The following is a 6615-nucleotide window of genomic DNA, read 5'->3' on the forward strand; positions in this document are numbered from 1 at the left end:
TGCGCCTGATTAACCTGGGCGAGGGCGAGCAATTGGCGGGACTGGCATTGATTGCCGATACAGAAGAAGAGGAGGGGGAGCAGACTGATCTGCCCCAGTAACACATAATGAACTATCCTGTTTATAATTTTGGCGCGGGTCCGGCGATGCTCCCCCATGCGGTGCTGGAGCAGGTGCAGGCGGAATTGCTCGATTGGCATGGCCGTGGTATTTCGGTCATGGAAATGAGTCATCGCAGTGCCGACTACATGCAGATTATCGCCGGGGCCGAACAGGACCTCCGTGACCTCCTGCAGATTCCCACCCATTACAAGGTGCTGTTTTTGCAGGGTGGAGCGACCCTGCAGTTTGCCATGGTCCCCATCAATCTGTTGCGTGGTCATGGGCGGGCGAGTTATGTGCAGACCGGTATCTGGTCTGCAAAGGCCATGAGCGAGGCCAGGCGTTTTGCGATCGTCGAAGTGGCGGCCAGCAATGCGGATCGCCAGGCTCGTGTGGTGCCTCTGCAATCGGAGTGGCGGGTTAGCGCCGATACTGCCTACGTGCATATTGCCGGTAATGAAACCATCGGTGGTCTGGAGTTCGATTTTATCCCGGAACTGGGCGATATTCCGCTGGTGAGTGATGCCTCTTCCCATATTCTCTCGAAGCCGGCGGACGTCAGCCGTTTTGGCCTCATTTATGCCGGTGCCCAGAAGAATATCGGGCCGGCCGGTCTGACTCTGGTTATTGTTCGTGAAGACCTCATCGGTCATGCGCCAGCCGGTACTGCAACCATGCTGGACTACGCCGTGCATGCCAAAGAGGGCTCCATGCATAATACACCTCCTACCTTTGCTATTTACGTGGCTGGTTTGGTGTTCAAGTGGTTGAAACAATTGGGTGGGCTGGACGCTATGGCGGAGGTCAATGCGCGTAAGGCCGCATTGCTGTATGCGGCGATTGATAACTCTGGCGGCTTCTATAACAACGCCATCGAGCACCGCAACCGCTCGCAGATGAACGTGCCCTTTACCTTGCACGATGCGGTATTGGACGCGATATTCCTGAAAGAGGCGGATGAGCAGGGGCTCCTCCAGCTCAAGGGGCACCGCCTGCTCGGTGGTATGCGCGCTTCTATCTACAACGCCATGCCGGAGGCCGGGGTGCGGGCGCTGGTCGACTTCATGCGGGATTTTGCCCGCCGTCAGGGTTAGGGAGGCAACTTGTCCGCGACTGTACGAACGTTGCCTGAATTGCGCGCCGCTATTGATGTCGTAGACGGAGAAATCCTCCATTTGCTGGCAGAGAGAGGCCGCTTGGCGGCCGAAGTAGGTGAAGTCAAACGCGCCGCTGATGAGACAAATTTCTACCATCCTGATCGGGAGTCCGAAATTCTCCGTCGGCTGATGGCCGAGAATCCCGGACCCTTCTCTGCGGAGCAAATCGCCACTATCTTTCGCGAAATCATTTCTGCTGGCCTGGCCCTGGAAGAGCCGTTACAGGTGGCCTATCTCGGGCCGGCAGGCACCTTCACGCAAATGGCTGCGCAAAAGCATTTCGGGCGGGCTGCGGTGTTGCAACCCACCACGGGGATTGCCGAGATTTTTCTTTTGGTGGACAGTGGGCAGGCGCAGTTCGGCGTGGTGCCGGTGGAAAACAGCACCGAGGGTTCTGTCAATCTCAGCCTCGATCTGCTACTGGATTATCCGCTGCATATTTGCGGTGAGGTGCAGTTACGCATCGTCCATAATCTGGTGGCTAAATGCTCCATGGATGCGATCCAACGGGTCTATGTGCACTACCAGACTCGTGCCCAGTGTCGCCAGTGGCTTGCCGCACACCTACCGCAGGTACAATTGGTGGACGTCCCCAGTAATGCCGTGGCTGCTGAACGCGCAGCGGCGGATGCAGAGGGTGGCGCTATTTCCACTACCGTGGCTGCCGAGGCTTACGGCCTCGATATTCTGGCCGCCAGTATTGAAGACAATCCCGAGAACACCACGCGCTTTTTGGTGATCGGTAAGATCAGTACCCGCTCCACAGGGAACGACAAGACCAGTCTGGTGGTAGCCGCGGCCAATCGCCCGGGGAGCCTGCATGCGCTGCTGTCGCCATTGGCCGATGCGGGGATCAGCCTCACGCGCATTGAGTCGCGACCGGCACGCTCCGCTGTTTGGGAGTATGTCTTTTATCTCGATCTGCTCGGTCATCGTCAAGATGCCGCCATTGCACCGGTGCTGGATGCCCTTGCGCAACAGGCGTCTTTCTATCGTTGTCTCGGCAGTTATCCCAGAGCGGTATTTTAATGCGCAATAAATATCTGGAATATGCGGCAGCGGGGGTGTCTGACTTGCGTCCTTATCAGCCGGGTAAACCCTTGGCGGAACTGGAACGGGAACTGGGTATCCGTGATGCCATCAAACTGGCCTCCAATGAAAATCCGCTGGGACCCAGCCCCGCGGCGCTGGCGGCTATCCGCGATGCGCTGCCCACCCTGGCCCTGTATCCCGAGGGGTCGGCGCCGGAGTTGCGCGCACTGCTGGCATATCAGTTGGATCTGGACCCGCGGCAATTTATCTTCGGCAACGGTTCTGATCAGGTGGTGGAGTTTGCTGTACGCGCCTTTGCCGGGCCGGGCACCGAGGTGATTGTTTCCCAGTATGCCTTTGCTGCTTACGCCATTGCCGCGCAGGCGAACGGAGCGACCCTGCGGATTGCCCCTGCGCGGGATTACGGCCATGATCTGGATGCCATGGCCGGCCTGCTCAACGCAAAAACCCGGCTGGTGTTTATCGCCAACCCCAACAATCCCACGGGTACCCACCTTTCTGCTGAGGCACTGGAGGCCTTTGTCGACAGCGTGCCCTCACATGCCCTGGTGGTGCTGGATGAGGCTTACCTGGAACTGATGGATACCGCGGATTATCCCGACGGTAAGCTATGGCTGCGGCGCTTCAGCAACCTGATAGTTACCCGGACCTTTTCTAAGGCCTATGGGCTGGCAGGCCTGCGTTGCGGTTACGGCATCGGCCACCCTGACCTGATAGCGGTGCTGGAGCGGGTTCGTCAGCCCTTTAATGTTAATACGTTAGCGCAGGTGGCAGCGCACGCTGCGCTCACCGACCGCGCCCATCTACAGGCTACCCTGGCCAACAATCGCCAAGGGATCGTGGCCCTCCGCGACGGATTACGTAATCTTGGATTGACAATCCTGCCGCCTGCAGGCAACTTTACCGCCTTTGCCGTACCGGGGGGGGGGCAGCGTGTCTACGACGCGCTGTTGCATCGGGGCGTAATCATCCGGCCGCTTACCCCTTACGGCATGCCGGATCATCTGCGGGTCAGTGTTGGTCTGCCGGTGGAAAATCAACGTTTTCTAAAAATGCTGGGCGAGGTCCTGTAATTTTATGATCGTCATTGTTAAGCCACAAGCTACCGCAGAGCAGATGGAGCAGTTGCTGGAGCGTATCCGCCAGTTTGGCCTGCAGCCCATGGTCAGTACCGGTTCCGAGCGCACCGTGGTGGGCCTGTTAGGAGATGAACGGTTGCTGCCCGAGGGAGCCTTGGAATCTTTGCTTGCTGTGGAACAGGTCATGCCTATTCTTAAACCCTACAAACTCGTTAGTCGTGAGTTCAAATCCACCGACACCGTGATCGAGGTGCGTGGTGTGCCCATCGGCGGCAATCAGATTCAAGTGATCGCTGGCCCCTGTTCGGTCGAAACACCTGAACAGATGCGCAGCTCCGCAGAAGCCGTCAGGGCGGCAGGCTGCCGCCTGATGCGTGGCGGAGCTTTCAAACCTCGCACCAGCCCCTACACCTTTCAGGGCGTGGGCGATGAAGGCCTGGATTATTTTCGGGCCGCTGCGGATGCCGTCGGTTTGCCCATCGTCACCGAGCTGATGGATGTCCGCAAGATTGATCTTTTCCTCGAAAAAGGGGTGGATATCATTCAGATCGGCACGCGCAACATGCAGAATTTTGATCTCCTCAAAGAAGTCGGTCGCCTGGATGTGCCGGTTATCCTTAAACGTGGCCTGAGTGCTACCATCAAGGAATGGCTCATGGCGGCTGAATATATTGCTGCTCACGGCAATCACCGGATTATTTTCGCCGAGCGTGGTATTCGCACCTTTGAGACGGCCTATCGCAATGTCCTCGATGTCACCGCTATACCGGTCCTCAAGCGGGAGACGCATCTGCCGGTTATCGTCGATCCCAGTCACGCGGGCGGTAAGGCCTGGCTGGTGCCGCAATTGTCCAAGGCGGCCATTGCGGCTGGTGCAGATGGTTTGCTGGTGGAGTCGCATCCCTGTCCCCAAGAAGCCTGGTGCGATGCCGATCAGGCCTTGAGTCCGGAGCAACTCATGACACTGATGGGTGATCTGCGCAAGATTGCCGAGGCCATCGGCCGCGAGCTCTAGCATGCCAGACTTTCCCTTCCAACGGGTCGCCATTGTCGGCCTTGGCCTGATAGGGGGAAGTGTCGCCAAAGCCCTGCGCGCGGCGGATTTCAGCGGAACAGTCTGGGGCGTGGTCGCGGATAAGGAAGAAGCAAGGCGGATTCGTAAGGCAGCAGGTAAGTGGCAGGTCAAGCTGAGTCATGTCCTTGCCCCCGCATTGCAGGACGCTGACCTGGTCATTTTGGCCACGCCTCCGCAGGTGCTCATGGCGCAGTTGCCAGAGGTGGCGCGTCTGGCGTCTCCAACGGCAGTGGTTAGCGATGTCGCGAGCATCAAAGTGCCGGTAGCGCAGCTCGGTGCTCGGCTTTTAGGGAATCGTTTTGTGGCGGCACATCCCTTGGTGGGTGGCGAAAAAACCGGCTTTGGTGCGGCTCGGAAGGGGCTCTATCAGGGCGCACGAGTGATCTTGACCCCGTTGCCGGGTCAGGCAGACGGGTCCCTGGAGGCTATGCGCACATTCTGGCAAATGTTCGGAGCCACCATCGTTCAAATGACGCCGGAAGCCCACGATCATGCTTTGGCTGCCACCAGCCATGTGCCACATCTGCTGGCTTTTGCCTACATGGCAGGTTTGGAGGATCAGGCGAATGTGCTGCAGCAATTGGCGGGTGGCGGTCTGCGCGACTTTTCCCGTATCGCCGCCTCGGATCCCCTGCTCTGGGCCGAGATCCTCTGGGAGAATCGTGCCGCTGTCCGCCAGCATTTGAGCACGGTGCAAAGGACTCTTGGCGCCGCCGAGCGGATGCTGGCGGGTAACGATGCCCAGGCGCTGAATGATCTGCTGGGACGTGGTCAGCGCTGCCGACAAAAATTTCAATTTCCTCCGGTGCATTCCTGAATTATGTCCAGATATCTTGTACATCCAGGTGGTCAGCTCAAAGGTCGTTTTTCGGTCCCCGGCGACAAATCCATTTCCCATCGTGCCGTTATTCTTGGCGCGCTTGCCGAAGGCATCACCGAAGTAGAGGGGTTGCTGGAGGGTGCGGACGTGCTCGCCACCATCGCCGCATTTCGCGCGATGGGCGTCGAAATGGAAGGGCCGAATAATGGGCATTTGCGCATACAGGGTGCCGGCCTGCATGGGTTGCATGCGCCTGCTGTCCCGTTGGATTGTGGAAACTCCGGTACGGCCATGCGTCTGCTGGCGGGGGTGCTGGCCGGGCAGGCTTTTTCCAGCACTTTGATTGGCGACACCAGTTTGCAGAAGCGACCGATGGGCCGCTTGCTGAACCCGTTGCGTGCCATGGGCGCGGAAATCACCGCGCAGGAGGGCAGGGCACCCTTGCATATTCATGGACGGCCCCTGCATGGCATCGAGTATGCGCTGCCGGTGGCTAGCGCCCAGGTCAAATCCGCCGTGCTGTTGGCCGGAGTGTATGCCGACGGGCAAACCTGCGTGACCGAGCCCGCGCCCACCCGCGATCACAGCGAGCGGATGCTGCAAGGCTTCGGCTATCCATTGGAGCGTCAGGGTCCACGCATTTGTCTGCGCAGCGGTGGTCAGTTGCACGGGCAGTCGCTGCAGGTGCCGGGCGATATTTCTTCGGCGGCTTTCTTCCTGCTCGGTGCCACTATCGCGCCGGGCTCCGATCTCACCCTGGAAGGTGTTGGTATCAATCCGACCCGGACCGGTATCATCGAAATCCTCACCCGCATGGGTGCTCGGATTGACCTGACCGCCTTGCGCGAAGTGGGCGGTGAGCCGGTCGCCGATATCCGCGTCCGCTATGCACCGTTGCAAGGCATCGCTATCCCTCCCCGTCTGGTACCTCTGGCTATTGATGAGTTTCCCGCGCTGTTCATAGCGGCGGCGTGTGCGAAGGGGCAGACGGTGATTACCGGCGCCGAAGAACTCCGTGTCAAGGAAAGTGACCGCATCGCGGTGATGGCTGGTGGGCTGCGTGCACTGGGTGCCACTATAGAAGAGCGCGCGGATGGAGCCATTATCAGCGGATCACCGCTGCTGGGTGGCCAGGTAAACAGTCACGGAGATCATCGTATCGCGATGGCCTTCGCTATGGCGGCACTGGTGGCGCAAGGGGATATCGAAATTCTCGACTGTGCCAATGTGGCTACGTCCTTTCCGAGTTTTCCCGCTCTGGCACAGCAGGCCGGGTTGTTGCTAGAGATGGTAAGCGCATGAATATCATCCCCGTCATCACCCTGGATG

At 59.0% G+C, this 6615-nt stretch carries 6 protein-coding genes; all 6 read left to right on the forward strand.

Features of this window, described 5'->3' with window-relative positions:
* The first annotated feature begins 107 nt into the window (after positions 1 to 107).
* From serC to aroA, 6 genes are read left to right on the forward strand one after another with little or no spacing between them, the layout of a single operon-like run.
* A complete protein-coding gene (gene serC, locus AC2VNK_RS07135) occupies positions 108 to 1196 on the forward strand; it encodes a 3-phosphoserine/phosphohydroxythreonine transaminase (RefSeq protein WP_486883299.1) in 1089 nt (362 codons plus the stop codon).
* 9 nt (positions 1197 to 1205) lie between these two features.
* Entirely contained in the window at positions 1206 to 2288 is a 1083-nt protein-coding gene (pheA, locus tag AC2VNK_RS07140; RefSeq protein WP_291524236.1) for a prephenate dehydratase, read from the forward strand.
* Positions 2288 to 3385, forward strand: a complete 1098-nt coding sequence (gene hisC / locus AC2VNK_RS07145; RefSeq protein WP_291524234.1) for a histidinol-phosphate transaminase — start codon at positions 2288 to 2290, stop codon at positions 3383 to 3385. Before pheA ends, hisC begins: the two co-directional genes overlap by 1 nt.
* A 4-nt stretch (positions 3386 to 3389) precedes the next feature.
* Positions 3390 to 4406 (forward strand): 3-deoxy-7-phosphoheptulonate synthase, encoded by a 1017-nt coding sequence (gene aroF / locus AC2VNK_RS07150; RefSeq protein ID WP_291524232.1) that lies wholly within the window; start codon positions 3390 to 3392, stop codon positions 4404 to 4406.
* 1 nt (position 4407) lies between these two features.
* On the forward strand, positions 4408 to 5283 hold the full coding sequence (locus tag AC2VNK_RS07155; protein ID WP_486883300.1) for a prephenate dehydrogenase: 876 nt from the start codon (positions 4408 to 4410) through the stop codon (positions 5281 to 5283).
* Between the two features lie 3 nt (positions 5284 to 5286).
* Positions 5287 to 6588, forward strand: coding sequence for a 3-phosphoshikimate 1-carboxyvinyltransferase (gene aroA, locus AC2VNK_RS07160; protein WP_486883301.1), 1302 nt, complete (start codon positions 5287 to 5289; stop codon positions 6586 to 6588).
* Positions 6589 to 6615: the final 27 nt, after the last annotated feature.

The sequence above is a fragment of the Acidithiobacillus sp. TH-A35 genome (genome assembly GCF_057473505.1).

Coding starts and splice junctions, on each gene's coding strand:
- serC (WP_486883299.1), top strand. CDS start 108: ATGAACTATCCTGTTTATAATTTTGGCGCGGGTCCGGCGATGCTCCCC.
- AC2VNK_RS07155 (WP_486883300.1), top strand. CDS start 4,408: ATGCCAGACTTTCCCTTCCAACGGGTCGCCATTGTCGGCCTTGGCCTG.
- aroA (WP_486883301.1), top strand. CDS start 5,287: ATGTCCAGATATCTTGTACATCCAGGTGGTCAGCTCAAAGGTCGTTTT.
- hisC (WP_291524234.1), top strand. CDS start 2,288: ATGCGCAATAAATATCTGGAATATGCGGCAGCGGGGGTGTCTGACTTG.
- aroF (WP_291524232.1), top strand. CDS start 3,390: ATGATCGTCATTGTTAAGCCACAAGCTACCGCAGAGCAGATGGAGCAG.